Source organism: Shewanella sp. 553, from assembly GCF_059338375.1.
Map to the genome: position 1 here is coordinate 2,146,071 of NZ_CM181701.1, position 16,991 is coordinate 2,163,061.

Below are 16,991 nucleotides of genomic sequence, written 5' to 3' on the forward strand. Positions count from 1 at the left end.
AGTTAGCTGATTTGTTATACGCCATACTGACCTATTGCCGTCAAGTAAGAAGGCTAGGATAACTTGTTGTGTCATATTAGCAGATACATTGTTCACATCCGGAGATATGGCTTGCTTATGTTATCCCTTCCCCCCATGGCTCGTATTTGGCACATTGTCAGCTTAATTCCCGAAGGTAGGATAAGCTCTTACGGCAAAGTCGCCGATTTAGCTGGATTACCCGGTAGAGCTAGGTATGTTTCTCGAGCACTAAAACTGGCACCGGCAGAGCTTAACCTCCCATGGCATAGAGTGATTAATAGCCAAGGGAGAATTGCCTTCCCCGAACACACGCCAGCCTTTATAGCGCAGGTACAACGATTAAGAAGCGAGCAAGTTGAAGTGAACCGCGGCAAGATAATGCTGTCGAAATACCAGTGGCAGCCAGATCTGCCAACCTTAATACTTGAATTACCTTTTTAACGCTATCTTAATACTGGAGATATTCTTGTTAATCATGAAGCCTATCATCATCGCTAGCCTACTGGTATTAAGCTTTAATGGGCTTGCGGATCAATATCCGCTCACCCCCCATGATGCTGAATATCAAGTCAATTATGGCAGTATTGAACTCGGCAAGGCACGTTATCAACTGCCACCACCACACAATAATTTATATCAGTACCGTTTCGACAGCGATGTAAGCCTGCTTATGCTGTCAGATAAGCGAACAGTGCAAAGCACCTTTACCTTAGACGGTGAGCGATTAGTGCCTATGCGTTATACCCATGACCGCAGTGGCACAGGCCCGCATTATCAAGAACAATCGGCCTATGTTATCGACCAGAACATCGTCCATAGTCGATATAAAGAGGAGCGGGCTAAATTTACTTACAATAGCAATCTCTTTGATCCCCTCATGGTACAGTTACAATTTAGGCTCGATATGATGGCCGGAGTGTCTAACTTACATTACGCCATGCTAAAAAGTGGCGAAATTGATGAGTATGATTTTAAGGTGATTGGCAAAGAGCGGATGGTTATCGAGAGCGGCCAATACGATACGGTGAAAATAGAGGTCATTAGAGATAGCAGTAAAAGACAAACCTTTTTTTGGATGGCCCCCCAACTCGGTTATCTACCGGTTAGACTGACCCACTTTGAAAAGGGCAGTAAGCAATTGGATATCAAATTACTTAGTTATCAATTTTATCATCAACCAGTCGCGCATGATGAGCAGCAGGCGGCCACTCCCTAATCTATTAGGCGTTGGCGGCGAATAACGCCACCAATGGCCGAAGTGGAGGGACTCATTGCCCACAACACTTATTGAAAAAATTGCAACGCTCAACTACCAAGAACAATTTCACCGCGGCCAAACACTTTCCAATCTCCTGGTTGTAAAATTTGCCATTGTTCATTATCAGTTAATGGACGCGTGGCTATCACGGTGACGATATCATTAGCTGTAGTTTCCTGATTAAAATCGATCACCACATCGGTATCAATTAACTTAGCTTTACCAAATGGCGCACGCCTAGTGATATGACATAAGTTGTTAGTACAATAACTCATTAAATGTTCACCATCACTTAAGATCATATTAAACACCCCAAGTTGGCGAATTTCATCGGCTAACGTGGCGACATAACTATACACATCTAACCTATTCTTTGGGGGCGTATTACCAAAACGTGCAACGATTTTTTCTAAGATCCAGCAAAAGGCGAGCTCACTATCGGTATCCCCTACCGGCTGATAACGAGCCACGTTGAACTTGGCTTGATAATCACTCAATTGACCGTTATGGGCGTAGGTCCAGTATCGTCCCCAGAGTTCACGCGTAAACGGATGAGTGTTTTCTAACGCCACACAACCGCGATTGGCTTGTCGAATATGGCTTATCACCACCTCACTCTTAATCGGGTACGACTTGATTAATTTAGCCACGTGGGACTGGCTACTGGGTTTAGCATCTTTAAACGTGCGACTGCCTTTACCCTCATAGAAGGTTATTCCCCACCCATCGACATGCGGCCCCGTCACCCCACCACGTTCGGCTAAGCCAGTAAAACTAAAAACAATATCCGTTGGCACGTTAGCACTCATGGCCAGTAACTCACACATAAAAATGGCACCTTCACTCTCAAACAAGTCATTAAAATCATTCTAACTAGTTGACTCTGTTTGTGGAATGCTAAGATCAACAAAAAAATTAAACAATTGTTTGAAAATTGCTTGTATAAATGTCACGAGAGGGTTAGATTTTATGCGACACAGGTCTGACCACAATCTATAATTGTGATAACAGTCATATAAAAAGAGCTGACATTAGTGCAGTTAACAGTCGCAATTGAAGGAGAATAACCGTGACAACCTTACTTTGGATTTTCGTGATGCTCTTTACGTTAGGCGCATTAGCCTACCTAAGAGTTTCTCTGCTCACCTCAAGCATCATTGCCGCCATCATCATGGTGGTTGGTACCGTTACAGATGCTATCGCCATGCTGGCTTGGCTAGTCTTTTTTGCGATTGTACTTCCTCTTAATATCAGTGCTTTTCGAAAAAACGTTATTACGCGCCCACTGCTTAAGATGTACAAAGGCATCATGCCTGAAATGTCTTCAACAGAGAAAGAAGCCATCGAAGCCGGTACCACCTGGTGGGAAGCCGACCTATTTGCCGGTAAGCCTAATTGGAAAAAATTACACAACTACCCTATTGCCCGCCTAACCGCAGAAGAGCAAGCCTTTCTTGATGGTCCCGTTGAAGAAGTCTGTAAGATGCTTAATCAACATCAAGTGTCTCATCAATTAGCAGACCTTCCAGCTGAGATCTGGCAATACTTAAAAGATCACGGTTTTTTTGCCATGATCATCAAGAAAAAGTACGGCGGTCTCGAATACTCAGCCTATGCACAATCACGCGTATTGCAAAAGCTGGCTGGCGTATCCAGCGAACTGGCTTCTACTGTTGGCGTGCCTAACTCACTAGGCCCGGGGGAATTATTACAACACTACGGTACTGCCGAGCAGCAAAACCACTATTTACCTCGCTTAGCAAAAGGGTTAGAAGTGCCCTGCTTTGCATTAACTAGCCCAGAAGCGGGCAGTGATGCTGGCGCAATTCCTGATTTTGGCGTGGTCTGTAAAGGCCAATGGCAAGGCGAAGAAGTACTCGGTATGAAGCTCACTTGGAACAAGCGTTATATTACCCTTGCCCCAGTTGCGACAGTGTTAGGTCTTGCCTTTAAGCTGCAAGATCCCGATAAATTACTCGGCAATAAAGAAAATTTAGGTATCACCTGCGCCCTGATCCCTACCGATGTGCCAGGAGTTGAAACAGGACGTCGACATTTCCCACTCAACTGCATGTTCCAAAACGGTCCAACCCGAGGCAACGAGGTGTTCGTCCCCTTAAGCTTTATTATCGGCGGGCCAGAAATGGCAGGACAAGGTTGGCGTATGCTGGTGGAATGTTTGTCAGTTGGCCGTGGGATCACCCTGCCGTCGAACTCGGCTGGTGGTGTGAAAACCGCGGCGGTAGCGACGGGGGCTTATGCACGTATTCGTCGTCAATTTAAGCTACCTATTGGTAAACTTGAAGGTATTGAAGAGCCAATGGCTCGCATCGGCGGTAATGCTTACTTAATGGACGCGGTAACAACCTTAACCACAACCGCTATCGACTTAGGTGAAAAACCTTCGGTGATTTCGGCTATCGTTAAGTACCACTTGACCGACAGAATGCAAAAATGTGTTATCGATGCCATGGATATCCACGGTGGTAAAGGCGTGTGTTTAGGTGAAGGTAACTACCTAGGTCGCGGCTATCAAGCCGCACCTATCGCCATTACGGTTGAAGGGGCAAATATCTTAACTCGCTCGATGATCATCTATGGTCAAGGAGCTATTCGTTGCCATCCTTATGTGTTGGCTGAAATGGAATCGGCATTTGATCCAGATGCTAATAAAGCACTTAACGATTTTGATTCTGCGCTATTTGGCCATATTGGCTTTACTATCAGCAACTTGGTTCGAAGCTTCTGGTTGGGCCTAACCTCAAGCCGTTTCTCGAACAGTCCGTATAACGATAAAACCAAACGTTACTACCAACAGATGAACCGCTTCAGTGCAAACCTAGCTTTATTGTCTGACTTAGCCATGGCGACATTAGGCGGTGGCCTTAAGCGTAAAGAGCGTATTTCAGCTCGCCTAGGTGATTTGTTGAGTCAGCTTTATTTAGCCTCGGCAACACTAAAGCGTTATCAAGATGAAGGTCGCCAGAGCGAAGATTTAGTCCTAGTGCAATGGGCCGTTGAAGATTCATTGTATAAGCTACAAGACTCGCTTGACGATCTGTTAGACAACTTCCCTATGGGATTAGGCGCAGTATTACGTGCCATCATATTCCCATTTGGCCGCCCACTTAAGCGTCCAAGTGATGTGCTGGACCATAAAGTGGCGAAGATCATGCAAACACCTTGTGCCAGTCGTGATCGTTTAGGTAAAGGTCAATTTTGGACGCCATCTGAGTTCAATGCTGTCGGTATTCAAGAGCAGACCTTTAAAGATATCCTAGCTTGTGAGCCGCTACACGATAAAATTTGTAAGGCATCGGGTAAGCGTCATCCTTTCATGTGGTTAGATAAGCTAGCCGCCGAAGGAAAAGCCTTAGGTATTCTCTGTGACGATGAGGTTGCTTTACTGGAACGTGCTGAAATTGGCCGGATGAAATCAATTAATGTCGATGATTTTGATCCTGCCGAGTTAAAAGCCCAGATCCTTGCATCTGCCGAGCAACATCAAGCGGCATAAGCTAACCCTGTAAGCGGTTGTCATAAAAAAGCCCAAACATCAGCTTGGGCTTTTTTAGTGCATTGTTACCAACAAACCATTATATAACAACCATATAGAGCCTAGTGACGGTAGGCGTATGGCTTACAGCCTCAGCATCTCTTTGACGAAGGGGATGGTCAATTTACGTTGGTGGACTAGTGACGCTTTATCTAATTTATCAAGTACATCAAATAAGGTACGTAAATCACGGGCTAGGCGATTCAGCAAAAAACGACCAACATCCTCCGGTAACTGAAGACCTCGCATCGCAGCCCTACGTTGTAATGCCGCAAGCTTTTCATCATCGGCCATAGGTTGAACTTGATAAGTTAACCCCCACTGCATTCTAGAGATTAAATCGGGTAACACAAAGCCACTTTCAACTGCAGAGCCGCTGGCACTGACCACCAATTTACAATTTCTCTGCTCCGCGACGCGGTTATACAGATCAAATAGACTCTCTTCCCATAAAGGGTGACCGGCGATGGCATCGATATCATCAATACAGACGAGATCTACCTGCTCTAGGCCTTCGAGCAATTCAGTTGAGATACTGGCATGGATACCCAGTGGCAAGTAGAAACTGTTGCGATTAAGTTCATTAGCGCGCGCACAAGTCGCATGCATTAAATGGGTACGACCCGATTTAACCGGCCCCCATAGATAAACGGCTTTATCCGCACTGCCATCGGCACAGTCTTGTAAACTTTGAATTAATTGATCGTTACCGGCTGCAGGATAATAACTATTAAACGTTTCATCATCAGGCAGATAAACGGGTAACGACAACTGTAATGGTGAATGGGATGCCACTAATTAAATCTCGATAACATTTGTTCGGTAAAAGAAGGGTTCCAAACATAATGGAGCCCAGCTTACATTAATGACCAAGCCAAATATAGTTAATGGTCTCACTCTGTGATGGTGCTAACGGATCAACACCGCCTATTGGCGTAGGCATTAACACAGACTGCGGTTTAATTCTCGATTCCAAACTGAGTAGGCGCTTAAGATCCTCTTCAGAACCAAATAACTGTAAAGTAAACTGAGCTGATCGCCCCTGTAATCGTGTTAACGTTACTTGTTTAACCGCACTGAGTTGGCTAAGGTAGTTTTCAATATCAACCAGTTGTTTACGCTCTGTGATGTCGATAAAGCTTAACTGAGTGCTGAGCGCCACTCCACTATCTGCCACCGCATACTGACTAACGTAGTATTCGCTTATCGTTAAAAACATCTGATTAAGTGCACTATCCACATCGGCGACCACACCGGTATCTTGCACCAATGGATTAAACAAAGCCTCGCTTGAGGTTCTTGGATACAACACCATCGAATAATGTAATTGATTGTCGACATTTAGCTCAATTGAAGCCGTAACAAAGTAATCGGTATTGTAACGGACCGAGGCGTGAGCTATAGCATCGACAAAGAAGCCACGTACATCACTTACGTTAACATTCATGGCATCATCAAGGTCCATCATAGGCAACAAAACTGGTAACCCACGAGCCTGGGCTAACTCATCGATATACGCTCGACTCTCAGAGGTTGATGAATCATTCAAAATTATGCGTTGACCATCTTGCTGAAAACTTAACCAAATAAGCGTTAGCGGACGCTGGGTGCCCCATACTGGCAGCCTAGCATCACGAAGAAGTTGGATGATTTTTTGATGATCGAAAGTGGCACGTAAATATTGCTGTCCGTCGGTTTCTTGATAACCAAATTGACGGATAAGCGCGGTAGGATTGTTAAGCGCAGATACGATACTTGGCACAGTTAAGGCACTTTGCCTACCTGAGTTTTTGAGTATCACATTCTGTAATGCTTGCGCCAATGCCGCATTTTTCGTTTTTGTTGTTCGATCTGCAACTTTGACAATACTCATATCAAGTTCAGTCACTTCAGCAGCGGCAACGGTGTGCGCAACCAATAAAATAACCGCAGAAAACAAACCATAAGTAAGACGCTTAAACATCTGTATCAATACTTTAACTAAATACAATGGCTGCAGTGTAACACAGTTTGTCGTCACCTGACCTGCCTGTATCAGGCTTCTTAAGTATTTTTATTATATTTTTTAATCGAGCACAAAAGAATGTGAATCAAGATAATGCAAAATAAATAGTTAACCGTTAGAATTGTCCGGTTTACCTAAAAAAGAGAGAAAAAATGAATCGTTTAGCAATTCCATTACAAGGTGCGCAAATGTTATTTGTCGCCTTTGGTGCACTGGTATTAATGCCGCTATTGACTGGCCTTGATACCAATGTTGCCTTATTTACCGCAGGGATGGGTACTCTGTTGTTTCAACTGATCACCCAGCGTCAAATCCCTATTTTCCTCGCCTCCTCTTTCGCGTTTATTGCCCCTATCCTATATGGCGTACAAACTTGGGGGATCCCATCCACCATGGGCGGGCTCATGGCTGCAGGTTGTGTCTATTTGATTTTAGCGAGTGTGGTTAAAGTTCGTGGTGACGGGTTTATTAAACGGTTATTGCCGCCTGTTGTCGTTGGGCCTGTGATTATTGTCATTGGCTTAGGGTTGGCGCCCGTGGCCGTCAACATGGCTTTAGGTAAAAGCGGTGATGGCAGTATGGTGTTGATTGATGGCAGCTCCGCATTGATAATTTCTATCGCATCATTGTTATCTACCATCGCAGTGGCCATATTTGCCAAAGGCGTTGCCAAATTGATGCCGATTTTAGCCGGGATCATTGTGGGCTATAGCATCAGTTTAGCCATGGGTATTGTTGATTTCACTCCCGTACATAACGCCAGTTGGTTTGCGATTCCAAGCTTTGTTGCCCCTGAGTTTAACTGGCACGCCATCGCCTTTATGATCCCTGTAGCCATAGCGCCCGCAGTTGAACATATCGGTGATATTTTAGCAATTTCAAACGTGACCGGTAAAGATTACATGAAAAAGCCAGGCCTACATCGCACGCTAAGCGGTGACGGCATTGCCACCATTGCAGCATCGGCACTTGGCGGGCCTCCAAATACGACATATTCAGAAGTCACTGGAGCGGTAACGCTCACCAAAAGTTTTGATCCACGCATCATGACATGGACAGCCATCACAGCAATAACCTTAGCTTTTGTGGGTAAACTCGGTGCATTGATGCAAACCATCCCTATTCCTGTGATGGGCGGCATCATGTGTTTACTGTTTGGTTCTATTGCGGCGGTTGGGCTTAACTCGCTCATCAAAAATCAGGTCGACATGGGTGAGCCAAGAAACCTGTGTATCGTCGGCGTTACCTTAGTGTTCGGTATCGGTGGCATGGCCTTTGGTATCGGGTCATTCAGCCTAACAGGAATTAGCCTATGTGGTATTGTTGCCATTACCATGAACTTATTACTTCCGGCAACTAAGCCAGCAGCGCACGGCGAATAATTCATCTCAAGCTTAAGTTAATAAAAAAGCCCTTCAATTGAAGGGCTTTTTTATTAACTGCATGCCTAATTCGCGGCACTTCGACTTGTCATGACAAATGACTAAGCATCAGCATCTTGTACTGGATATTTTGCAGCAGTTTCATTGATCAAGGTTTGTAGCTCACCCTTTTGATACATTTCAGTCAAAATATCACAGCCACCGATAAGCTCACCTTCTACCCATAACTGCGGGAATGTAGGCCAGTTAGCGTACTTCGGCAGTTCTGAGCGAATATCTGGATGCTGTAAAATATCAACATAGGCAAATTGTGCACCACAATTAATCATAAGCTGCGCTACTTGAGATGAAAATCCACAGCTTGGTAACTTTGGTGAACCTTTCATATAAACGATGATTGGGTTTTCAGCAATCTGCTGTTTAATTTTTTCTACAGTTTCATTTGTTTGCATCTTCTTTCCTAAATATTGCAGCAAAGCTACTTAAACAATTTTGCCTATTGTACGTCAGTATGGCGAAGAACAAAAACCTACTTTTATCATGGTTATCAAATAGAATAATTTACCGATTGAATTAATCGACAAAATCAGCCAAACAATGATTCACATCACAATTTTATCAGGTAGAATGGCGACAGTGAGCAAACAGAAAAGACAATTGACTGTCAATGGAGAAAAAACATGGCTTTTGAATTACCAGCACTTCCTTATGCAAAAGACGCATTAGAGCCCCATATTTCCCAAGAAACGATTGAATACCATTATGGTAAGCATCACAATACATATGTTGTGAAGTTAAACGGCCTGATTGAAGGTACAGAGCTTGCCGAGAAAAGCCTAGAAGAGATCATCAAGACCTCTACTGGTGGTATTTTCAATAATGCGGCTCAAGTTTGGAACCATACCTTTTATTGGAACTGCCTGTCGCCAAATGGCGGTGGTGCTGCGACTGGCGATATCGCCGCTGCAATTGATGCAGCCTTCGGTTCTTTCGATGCGTTCAAAGCTCAGTTTACTGATTCAGCAGTGAACAACTTCGGTAGTGCGTGGACTTGGTTAGTTAAAAAAGCAGATGGCTCTTTAGCCATCGTCAACACGAGTAATGCTGCCACCCCATTAACAGAAGATGGTGTAACACCACTACTGACTGTTGATGTATGGGAACACGCTTACTATATTGATTACCGCAATGTTCGCCCTGATTACCTTGCTCATTTCTGGGAACTTGTTAATTGGGAATTTGTTAACAGTAACTTTGCTGGCTAACAAATCGCCTACTGATTAAAGGGAGCCTTAATGGCTAATGCTGATCAGTTAAGCATATAAACGATCAGTTGACCGATCTTTAAAAGGCTTCAAAATCCAATATCAGAAATGATATTGGATTTTTTTATGTCTTTAGAACAAGCTTTCTGCACCGCTTTTGAATACCACCAAGAAGCCACAGCTTTTACCAATCTTAATCACTTATTGGATGAAAACATCATCCAGCAAGCCTTTGAAACTGCGGGGGTCGCCACAGTAAGAAAACGTCGCTTACCCCTTGATGCAGTTATGTGGTCTGTCATTGGTATGAGTTTTTACCGACAACAGTCTGTATGGGAGCTTGCGACTCATATGGAGTTGATGCTACCAGGTAAAAAGAAGCTCATTGCCCCCAGTGCTCTTGTTCAAGGGCGCCAGAGGTTAGGTGTGCAGAGTATGAAAAATGCCTTTCAAATGATGGCAAAACATTACTATAGCAACACTCAATTTGAGACATGGTGTGGACTGAATTTATTAGCCGTTGATGGTGTAGTCTGGCGCACTCAAGACACCGCTGATAATCGTAATGCTTTTGGCTCACCATCAAATCAACATGGTGACACCTCATTTCCTCAGGTTCGTATGATGTGTCATATGGAGCTCACTAGCCATCAACTGATAAATAGCGCGTTTGATGGTTATAAAACGAGTGAAATGAAGCTAGCAGAAGCGCTCATACAGTCAACTCCAGACCATAGTCTCACGATGTTCGATAAAGGTTTTTACTCCTTAAACTTGCTACATCAATGGCAACTAGGTGGTGAAGAGCGGCACTGGTTAATCCCTGCGAGAAAGGGGCTTCAGTACGAGGTTTTACACTCAAATGGCCGGTTAGATAAACAGGTGAAATTGGCAATAACCGCCCAAGCCAGACAACAAAACCCAGCGCTACCGACGCATATAGAAGCGAGGCTGGTGACAAAATCAATAAAAGGTAAGACGCATCAGGTATTAACCTCAATGGTCGACCCATTACGCTTTCCAAGTGCTGACATCGTTGAGTTATATAATCATCGATGGGAAATAGAGCTTGGCTACAGAGAGATGAAACAAACCCTACTAAACAGCGAGTATACGCTAAGAAGTAAAAAATCAGAGATGGTAGAACAGGAACTTTGGGGCTTACTACTTGGCTACAACCTGATGCGTCAAGCAATGACTGAGGCCGCATCAAGAAAAGGAATATGGGCCAATCGCCTCAGCTTCAGTAATTGTGCGAGTACGATACTAAGTTACCTAGCAAGATTACCACTGATGAGCCCAGGAAATTTACCCAAACATTACGAGCAACTGATAGAAATGCTAGGTAACTTCGAGCTACCAACGAAACGAGAAGATAGGGTGTACCCAAGGGCTATAAAGTCAAAACCAAGCAAATATCCCCATAAAAAGAAAAATGCCAATCAGCTTAACTGACTGGCATTAGCCTTAATGGCTCCTTTTTTGTTTTTAATCTAAGGCTTTTGAGTCAAATCGCCACTCGCCACATATGCAACAATTGCATTTGCAATTTTTGTTATTGTTTTCATTATACTTTTTTGTTAGCCAACTCACATTTCCCGTCTATCATTAGGAGTAGGTAACTAAAACTTCAGTTACCGCTTCAGATTGATAGTTGTTTCAGGGGGTGGAAAATGGGTATATTCGAGCATTACCAACAACGCTATGAAAAAAAGTTAGATGAAGAGTATTCACTACAAGAATTTTTAGCCATTTGCAAAGAAGACCGCATCGCATATGCATCGGCAGCCGAACGTCTGTTGATTGCAATCGGTGATCCTGAGGTTATCGACACCTCAAAAGATTCGGTGTTAAGCCGAATCTTTTCCAATCGTTTAATCTCAAGATACCCAGCTTTTAAAGATTTTTATGGCATGGAGGAAGCAATAGAACAGATAGTGGCCTATCTGAAACATTCTGCTCAAGGATTGGAAGAATCAAAGCAGATCCTCTATCTCTTAGGACCTGTCGGTGGTGGTAAATCATCCCTAGCTGAAAAACTCAAGTCACTTATGCAGCATGTTCCTATTTATGTACTCAGTGCCAATGGGGTTCGTAGCCCAGTAAATGACCATCCATTTTGTTTATTCAACCCTGATGAAGATGCTGAACTTCTCAAGAGTGAATATGCGATTCCTGGACGCTACCTCAAAACCATCATGTCCCCTTGGGCAGTCAAGCGGTTGCATGAATTTGGTGGTGATATTTCTCAATTCAAAGTTGTAAAAGTCTACCCTAATATCTTAGATCAATTAGCCATTGCCAAAACAGAGCCTGGCGATGAAAACAATCAAGATATCTCCTCACTCGTAGGTAAAGTCGATATTCGTCAACTGGAACATTTTGCCCAACATGATGCCGATGCTTACTCCTATTCGGGAGCACTGTGTCGTGCCAATCAAGGGTTAATGGAGTTTGTAGAGATGTTTAAAGCGCCTATAAAGGTACTACATCCACTACTTACCGCCACTCAAGAAGGTAACTACAACGGCACTGAAGGCCTTTCAGCCCTGCCCTTCAACGGCATCATTTTGGCCCACTCAAACGAATCTGAATGGACCACCTTTAGAAATAATAAAACCAACGAAGCGTTTTTAGACCGTGTCTATATTGTCAAGGTCCCCTACTGTTTACGTGTGTCTGAAGAGATCCAAATCTATAAAAAACTGTTATTCAACTCTGAATTATCACAAGCACCTTGTGCCCCTTATACCTTAGAATTATTGGCCCAATTTAGTGTGTTGTCTCGTATTAAAACGCCTGACAATTCATCGGTATACTCGAAGATGCGAGTCTATGATGGTGAAAGCTTAAAAGACACAGATCCCAAGGCTAAATCCTATCAAGAATATCGTGATTACGCTGGTGTCGACGAGGGAATGCAAGGATTGTCGACCCGATTTGCCTTTAAAATTCTCTCCAAGGTATTTAACTTCGATCATAGTGAAATTGCCGCTAACCCAGTGCACCTTTTTTATGTGCTCGAGCGACAAATCGAACAAGAACAATTTCCTAATGACACAGCCGAACGATATTTAGAATTTTTAAAAGGCTACTTAACCCCCAAATATGTTGAGTTTATTGGTAAGGAAATTCAAACGGCCTATTTAGAATCCTATTCAGAATATGGCCAAAACATTTTCGACCGTTATGTCACCTACGCTGACTTTTGGATTCAGGATCAGGAGTATAGAGATCCCGAAACTGGCCAACTATTTGACCGTGCCGCCCTAAATGCGGAGCTTGAAAAGATAGAAAAACCAGCAGGAATAAGTAATCCCAAAGATTTTCGCAATGAGATTGTTAACTTTGTATTACGGGCTAGAGCCAACAATGAAGGTTCAAACCCACTATGGACCAGCTACGAAAAGCTGCGCACCGTCATTGAAAAGAAAATGTTCTCCAATACTGAAGATCTGTTACCCGTTATCTCATTTAATGCCAAAACCTCGACCGACGATCAGCGTAAACATGATGATTTTGTCAATCGAATGATGGAGAAAGGCTATACCAAGAAACAAGTAAGACTGTTATCAGAATGGTATCTACGCGTGCGTAAATCATCTTGATAATATTAGATGGGGAGTACTCTCCCCACGAGTCTTTTGGAGGTGCGCATGGCTAACTTTATAGACAGACGTTTGAATGCTAAAGGAAAAAGCACAGTCAATCGCCAACGCTTTATCAACCGATATAAACAACAAATAAAAAAAGCCGTCAGTGATGCGGTGACTAGGCGCAGTGTTACCGATGTCGACAAAGGCGAAAAAATTGGTATTCCGACTCGAGATATTAGCGAGCCCACTTTTCAGCAAGGTCGCGGCGGCGTCAAGGAACGTGTACATCCTGGTAATGATCAATTTGCACGAGGAGATAAAATTGAGCGGCCACCCAAAGGACAGGGGCAAGGTAGCGGACAAGGCGATGCATCTGACACTGGTGAAGGCCAAGATGACTTTGTCTTTCAAATATCTAAAGATGAGTATTTAGAGTTGTTGTTTGAAGATCTAGAACTCCCCAACTTACAAAATAATCGTCTTAATAAACTGGTTGAATACCAAACGTATCGTGCAGGATTCACCAATGATGGTGTACCCGCCAATATCAATATTGTGCGTTCATTGCGCTCCTCGTTAGCGCGGCGCATTGCCATGGCATCATCGAAAAAGGCCCTGTTAAGCGAGCTACGAGCAGAGTTGGAAGACTTGGAGCAAACACCGGGATCTGAAGCTGAAAAGATCATGAACTTACAACAGCAGATAGCCGAGTTAGAAGGAAAAATTGCCAGAGTACCATTTATCGATACCTTCGATTTACGTTACAACAACTATGCTAAACGTGAAGTCCCCTCCAGCCAGGCGGTGATGTTTTGTTTGATGGACGTTTCAGGTTCGATGGATCAAGCAACCAAAGATATGGCAAAACGTTTCTATATTTTGCTCTACCTATTCCTCACTCGGACCTATAAAAACCTCGAAGTTGTCTATATTCGTCACCACACACAAGCTAAAGAAGTCGACGAACATGAGTTTTTCTATTCACAAGAAACTGGTGGCACCATAGTATCGAGTGCACTTAAATTAATGCATGAGATTCAACAACAACGTTATCCAGAAAATGAATGGAACATTTACGCAGCTCAAGCATCAGATGGTGATAATTGGGCTGATGACTCGCCAGCCTGCCGCCAAATTTTAGAAAAAAAATTACTCCCCGTAGTGCGCTATTTTAGCTATATCGAGATAACCAATCGCGCCCATCAAACCTTATGGCGTGAGTATGAAGGACTTCAAGCTACTCACGATAATATTGCAGTTCAACACATTAAACGAGCAGAAGATATTTACCCTGTATTTAGAGAACTGTTTAAGAAACACGCTGTTTAAGGGGGCCTTATGGGTTTAACTAACGCGAAAAGATTAGATGATGGTCCAGATTGGACGTTTGACTTATTGCAATCTTATCTAACCGAAATAGAGAGAGTCGCGGCTCACTATCGCCTCGATACCTATCCTAACCAAATTGAAGTGATCACTGCAGAGCAGATGATGGACGCCTATGCGGGTATCGGTATGCCTATCGGCTACACTCACTGGTCCTTTGGCAAAAAGTTTATCGAAACTGAACAGGGCTATAAACGCGGTCAAATGGGACTGGCCTACGAAATTGTCATCAATTCAGATCCTTGTATTGCTTACCTAATGGAAGAGAACACCATCACCATGCAAGCCTTAGTGATGGCCCACGCCAATTTTGGCCACAATAGTTTCTTTAAAGGTAACTACTTATTTAAAACTTGGACCGATGCCAGCTCGATCATCGATTACTTAGTATTTGCAAAAAACTATATTCGTGAATGTGAAGAGCGTTATGGCACCGAACAAGTAGAACTGATCATCGACTCTTGCCATGCATTAATGAACTATGGGGTCGACCGCTATAAAAGGCCCAGTGAAATATCTTTAAAAGAGGAGAAAGTGCGCCAACAGGAGCGCGAAGAATACCTCCAAAGCCAAGTAAATGACTTATGGCGCACACTACCATTAATGCCCATCACTGAAAAGACACAGTCAATTACAAGTTTTCCTGCCGAGCCGCAAGAAAATATTCTCTATTTTATTGAAAAAAATGCACCACTATTGGAATCATGGCAGCGAGAAATTGTGCGTATTGTCAGAAAAATGAGCCAGTATTTTTATCCACAGAAACAAACTCAAGTCATGAATGAAGGCTGGGCGACCTTTTGGCATTACACCATTTTGAATCACCTCTATGACGATGGCTTAGTCAGCGACCGCTTTATGATAGAGTTTTTAAAAAATCACACTAACGTTATCGCACAGCCCAGTTACAACAGCCCTTATTACAGCGGTATTAACCCTTATGCATTGGGTTTTAATATGTTTGTTGATATACGGCGTATTTGTGAGTCTCCCACTGAAGAGGACAAACGTTGGTTTCCGGAGATAGCGGGGAGTAACTGGTTAGATACCTTGCACTTTGCCATGGAAAATTTTAAAGATGAAAGTTTTATTAGCCAGTATCTATCACCCAATATTATTCGCCAATTTAAGTTGTTTAGCATTCTTGATAATGACCAAAAAAACTACCTGAATGTCTCTGCCATTCATGACGATCAAGGTTATCAAGACATCCGCCAAATGTTGTCACAGCAATACAACCTATCCAATATTGAACCCAATATTCAAGTGCAAAACGTAGCGATAACGGGTGACCGTTCGTTGATATTAAGATACATCCCCATCAATCGTATCCCCTTAGATGATAGCTGCAAAGAAGTCGTTAAACACCTGCACCGTTTATGGGGATTTGCCGTCACATTGGAAGAGTTGAATGAACAAGGAGAGACAAAAATCATCGCAACATGTCCAGACAAGCAATCAGAACTGGATAATATGTAGTAGTAGATGGCTTATTCATTTTTAGCCAATAAAAAAGCGCCATAAAGGCGCTTTTTCTATTTCAATTCCGCATTAAGCGAAAGTGAAATCCACGTGCTCGATAAGAGGCTTAAATGCGTGGCGTTGCATAGCTTGAACACGAACTTTAACTTCTTTACCATCTAAAACGATAGTGATATCTGAAGTATAGAAATCAGCATTCGCTTGAATGTTGATAATATCTTTGTGTTCGAATTCAATAGAAACAGGTTCTTTACCCGCACCATAGATAACAGCAGGAACTTTACCAGCATGACGTAGGCGGCGGCTCGAACCTTTCCCTATTTCAGTACGGGCTTGTGCGGTAATTGCGTAAGACATAATTTACTCACTTAATATAATAAAGTTTTAGGTGACCATCGTTTTCGACCAACGATGACCTCATTTAAAGCGAGCGAATACTAGCATACACATGGCTTAGGTACAAACACTTGTTAAGCTCTTGGCATTACCAAGTTCTTACCGGCCCAGTATCTACGTGTACAAAGCCAGAATTAGGGTAAAAACCCACTCCCCCCAACTTTAAAGAGACCGCCGCATCACGCAAATCTTTTAAATTAACATCGGGAATCGCAATATCCATTGCCATCCCTTTCATATGGTAGCTTTTCTTTGCAACCCCATTACTCTTTTGCGCTAGCATGTGATTCGTCTTCGGTGACCGATAACCAGAAATCACATGATATTCATGTTGATCATCAATATTTAACGTCTGTTTGAGTAAATAAAGTAGATCGAATAATCGCTTATCCATTGGAGCCACTTCATTTTGCCTATGATCTCGTAAAATATGATTAAAATCTATAAGGGTATTATCCTGATAACTCCCATCAATCCAATAGCTTCCTTGCCCCTTTTCCCCTGTATGTCTGTTATAAAAGCTCAAGCTACGTACACCTTTGGTTGACCGACTCGCTTTCACTTTAGGAGACAACATCGAAAACATTGCTACACCACCTAGGCCTAACAACAACTGCCTACGTGAAGGACACACTATTGACATT

General features: G+C 43.1%; 15 protein-coding genes. 9 read left to right on the top strand and 6 right to left on the bottom strand.

The features are described from left to right. The first annotated feature begins 117 nt into the window (after positions 1-117). A complete protein-coding gene (locus tag AC5YBZ_RS09710) occupies positions 118-462 on the top strand; it encodes an MGMT family protein (protein WP_494518996.1) in 345 nt (114 codons plus the stop codon). Positions 463-496: 34 nt separating this feature from the next. Beyond that, on the top strand, positions 497-1,237 hold the full coding sequence (locus AC5YBZ_RS09715) for a DUF3108 domain-containing protein (protein WP_494521618.1): 741 nt from the start codon (positions 497-499) through the stop codon (positions 1,235-1,237). An 89-nt stretch (positions 1,238-1,326) separates the two neighbouring features. On the opposite strand, the gene AC5YBZ_RS09720 is transcribed toward AC5YBZ_RS09715, so the two are convergent. After that, positions 1,327-2,106, bottom strand: a complete 780-nt coding sequence (locus AC5YBZ_RS09720; protein ID WP_494518995.1) for a class II glutamine amidotransferase — start codon at positions 2,104-2,106, stop codon at positions 1,327-1,329. A gap of 242 nt (positions 2,107-2,348) precedes the next feature. Between AC5YBZ_RS09720 and fadE the strand changes: the two genes are divergently transcribed. Further along, complete coding sequence (gene fadE, locus AC5YBZ_RS09725; protein WP_494542856.1) at positions 2,349-4,796, top strand: acyl-CoA dehydrogenase FadE; 2,448 nt, start codon at positions 2,349-2,351, stop codon at positions 4,794-4,796. Positions 4,797-4,919: 123 nt separating this feature from the next. Here the strand turns inward: fadE and hda are convergent, their stop codons facing one another. Together hda and AC5YBZ_RS09735 are read right to left on the bottom strand one after the other, a co-directional pair. Further along, positions 4,920-5,630, bottom strand: a complete 711-nt coding sequence (gene hda / locus AC5YBZ_RS09730) for a DnaA inactivator Hda (protein WP_494518993.1) — start codon at positions 5,628-5,630, stop codon at positions 4,920-4,922. A gap of 67 nt (positions 5,631-5,697) precedes the next feature. After that, positions 5,698-6,798, bottom strand: coding sequence for a DUF2066 domain-containing protein (locus AC5YBZ_RS09735; RefSeq protein ID WP_494542857.1), 1,101 nt, complete (start codon positions 6,796-6,798; stop codon positions 5,698-5,700). 194 nt (positions 6,799-6,992) lie between these two features. Here AC5YBZ_RS09735 and AC5YBZ_RS09740 point away from each other — a divergent pair, with 194 nt between their 5' ends. Further along, positions 6,993-8,222 carry a uracil-xanthine permease family protein gene (locus tag AC5YBZ_RS09740; protein ID WP_494518991.1) on the top strand — a complete coding sequence of 410 codons (1,230 nt, stop codon included), beginning with the start codon at positions 6,993-6,995 and terminating at the stop codon, positions 8,220-8,222. Positions 8,223-8,323: 101 nt separating this feature from the next. On the opposite strand, the gene AC5YBZ_RS09745 is transcribed toward AC5YBZ_RS09740, so the two are convergent. Further along, entirely contained in the window at positions 8,324-8,674 is a 351-nt protein-coding gene (locus tag AC5YBZ_RS09745; RefSeq protein ID WP_494518990.1) for a Grx4 family monothiol glutaredoxin, read from the bottom strand. A 228-nt stretch (positions 8,675-8,902) separates the two neighbouring features. Here AC5YBZ_RS09745 and sodB point away from each other — a divergent pair, with 228 nt between their 5' ends. The 5 genes from sodB (at position 8,903) to AC5YBZ_RS09770 (ending at position 15,948) form a co-directional block, all read left to right on the top strand. Then, on the top strand, positions 8,903-9,487 hold the full coding sequence (gene sodB, locus AC5YBZ_RS09750) for a superoxide dismutase [Fe] (protein WP_494518989.1): 585 nt from the start codon (positions 8,903-8,905) through the stop codon (positions 9,485-9,487). Positions 9,488-9,613: 126 nt separating this feature from the next. Beyond that, a complete protein-coding gene (locus tag AC5YBZ_RS09755; protein ID WP_494542858.1) occupies positions 9,614-10,942 on the top strand; it encodes an IS4 family transposase in 1,329 nt (442 codons plus the stop codon). 218 nt (positions 10,943-11,160) lie between these two features. Next, a complete protein-coding gene (locus tag AC5YBZ_RS09760; protein WP_494518988.1) occupies positions 11,161-13,095 on the top strand; it encodes a PrkA family serine protein kinase in 1,935 nt (644 codons plus the stop codon). A gap of 48 nt (positions 13,096-13,143) precedes the next feature. Further along, complete coding sequence (locus tag AC5YBZ_RS09765; protein ID WP_494518987.1) at positions 13,144-14,412, top strand: YeaH/YhbH family protein; 1,269 nt, start codon at positions 13,144-13,146, stop codon at positions 14,410-14,412. Positions 14,413-14,421: 9 nt separating this feature from the next. After that, a complete protein-coding gene (locus AC5YBZ_RS09770; RefSeq protein WP_494518986.1) occupies positions 14,422-15,948 on the top strand; it encodes a SpoVR family protein in 1,527 nt (508 codons plus the stop codon). Between the two features lie 72 nt (positions 15,949-16,020). Here the strand turns inward: AC5YBZ_RS09770 and rplY are convergent, their stop codons facing one another. Together rplY and mepK are read right to left on the bottom strand one after the other, a co-directional pair. After that, positions 16,021-16,308, bottom strand: a complete 288-nt coding sequence (gene rplY, locus AC5YBZ_RS09775) for a 50S ribosomal protein L25 (RefSeq protein WP_110458937.1) — start codon at positions 16,306-16,308, stop codon at positions 16,021-16,023. A 127-nt stretch (positions 16,309-16,435) separates the two neighbouring features. Beyond that, a complete protein-coding gene (gene mepK / locus AC5YBZ_RS09780) occupies positions 16,436-16,990 on the bottom strand; it encodes a peptidoglycan L,D-endopeptidase MepK (protein WP_494518985.1) in 555 nt (184 codons plus the stop codon). Position 16,991 lies beyond the last annotated feature (1 nt).

Bases quoted from the DNA above. Each gene is read 5' to 3' on its own strand.
- AC5YBZ_RS09770 (WP_494518986.1), top strand. From the start codon at position 14,422: ATGGGTTTAACTAACGCGAAAAGATTAGATGATGGTCCAGATTGGACG.
- AC5YBZ_RS09735 (WP_494542857.1), bottom strand. From the start codon at position 6,798: ATGTTTAAGCGTCTTACTTATGGTTTGTTTTCTGCGGTTATTTTATTG.
- mepK (WP_494518985.1), bottom strand. From the start codon at position 16,990: ATGTCAATAGTGTGTCCTTCACGTAGGCAGTTGTTGTTAGGCCTAGGT.
- AC5YBZ_RS09715 (WP_494521618.1), top strand. From the start codon at position 497: ATGAAGCCTATCATCATCGCTAGCCTACTGGTATTAAGCTTTAATGGG.
- sodB (WP_494518989.1), top strand. From the start codon at position 8,903: ATGGCTTTTGAATTACCAGCACTTCCTTATGCAAAAGACGCATTAGAG.
- AC5YBZ_RS09765 (WP_494518987.1), top strand. From the start codon at position 13,144: ATGGCTAACTTTATAGACAGACGTTTGAATGCTAAAGGAAAAAGCACA.
- AC5YBZ_RS09755 (WP_494542858.1), top strand. From the start codon at position 9,614: ATGTCTTTAGAACAAGCTTTCTGCACCGCTTTTGAATACCACCAAGAA.
- AC5YBZ_RS09720 (WP_494518995.1), bottom strand. From the start codon at position 2,106: ATGTGTGAGTTACTGGCCATGAGTGCTAACGTGCCAACGGATATTGTT.
- AC5YBZ_RS09745 (WP_494518990.1), bottom strand. From the start codon at position 8,674: ATGCAAACAAATGAAACTGTAGAAAAAATTAAACAGCAGATTGCTGAA.
- AC5YBZ_RS09740 (WP_494518991.1), top strand. From the start codon at position 6,993: ATGAATCGTTTAGCAATTCCATTACAAGGTGCGCAAATGTTATTTGTC.
- rplY (WP_110458937.1), bottom strand. From the start codon at position 16,308: ATGTCTTACGCAATTACCGCACAAGCCCGTACTGAAATAGGGAAAGGT.
- AC5YBZ_RS09760 (WP_494518988.1), top strand. From the start codon at position 11,161: ATGGGTATATTCGAGCATTACCAACAACGCTATGAAAAAAAGTTAGAT.
- AC5YBZ_RS09710 (WP_494518996.1), top strand. From the start codon at position 118: ATGTTATCCCTTCCCCCCATGGCTCGTATTTGGCACATTGTCAGCTTA.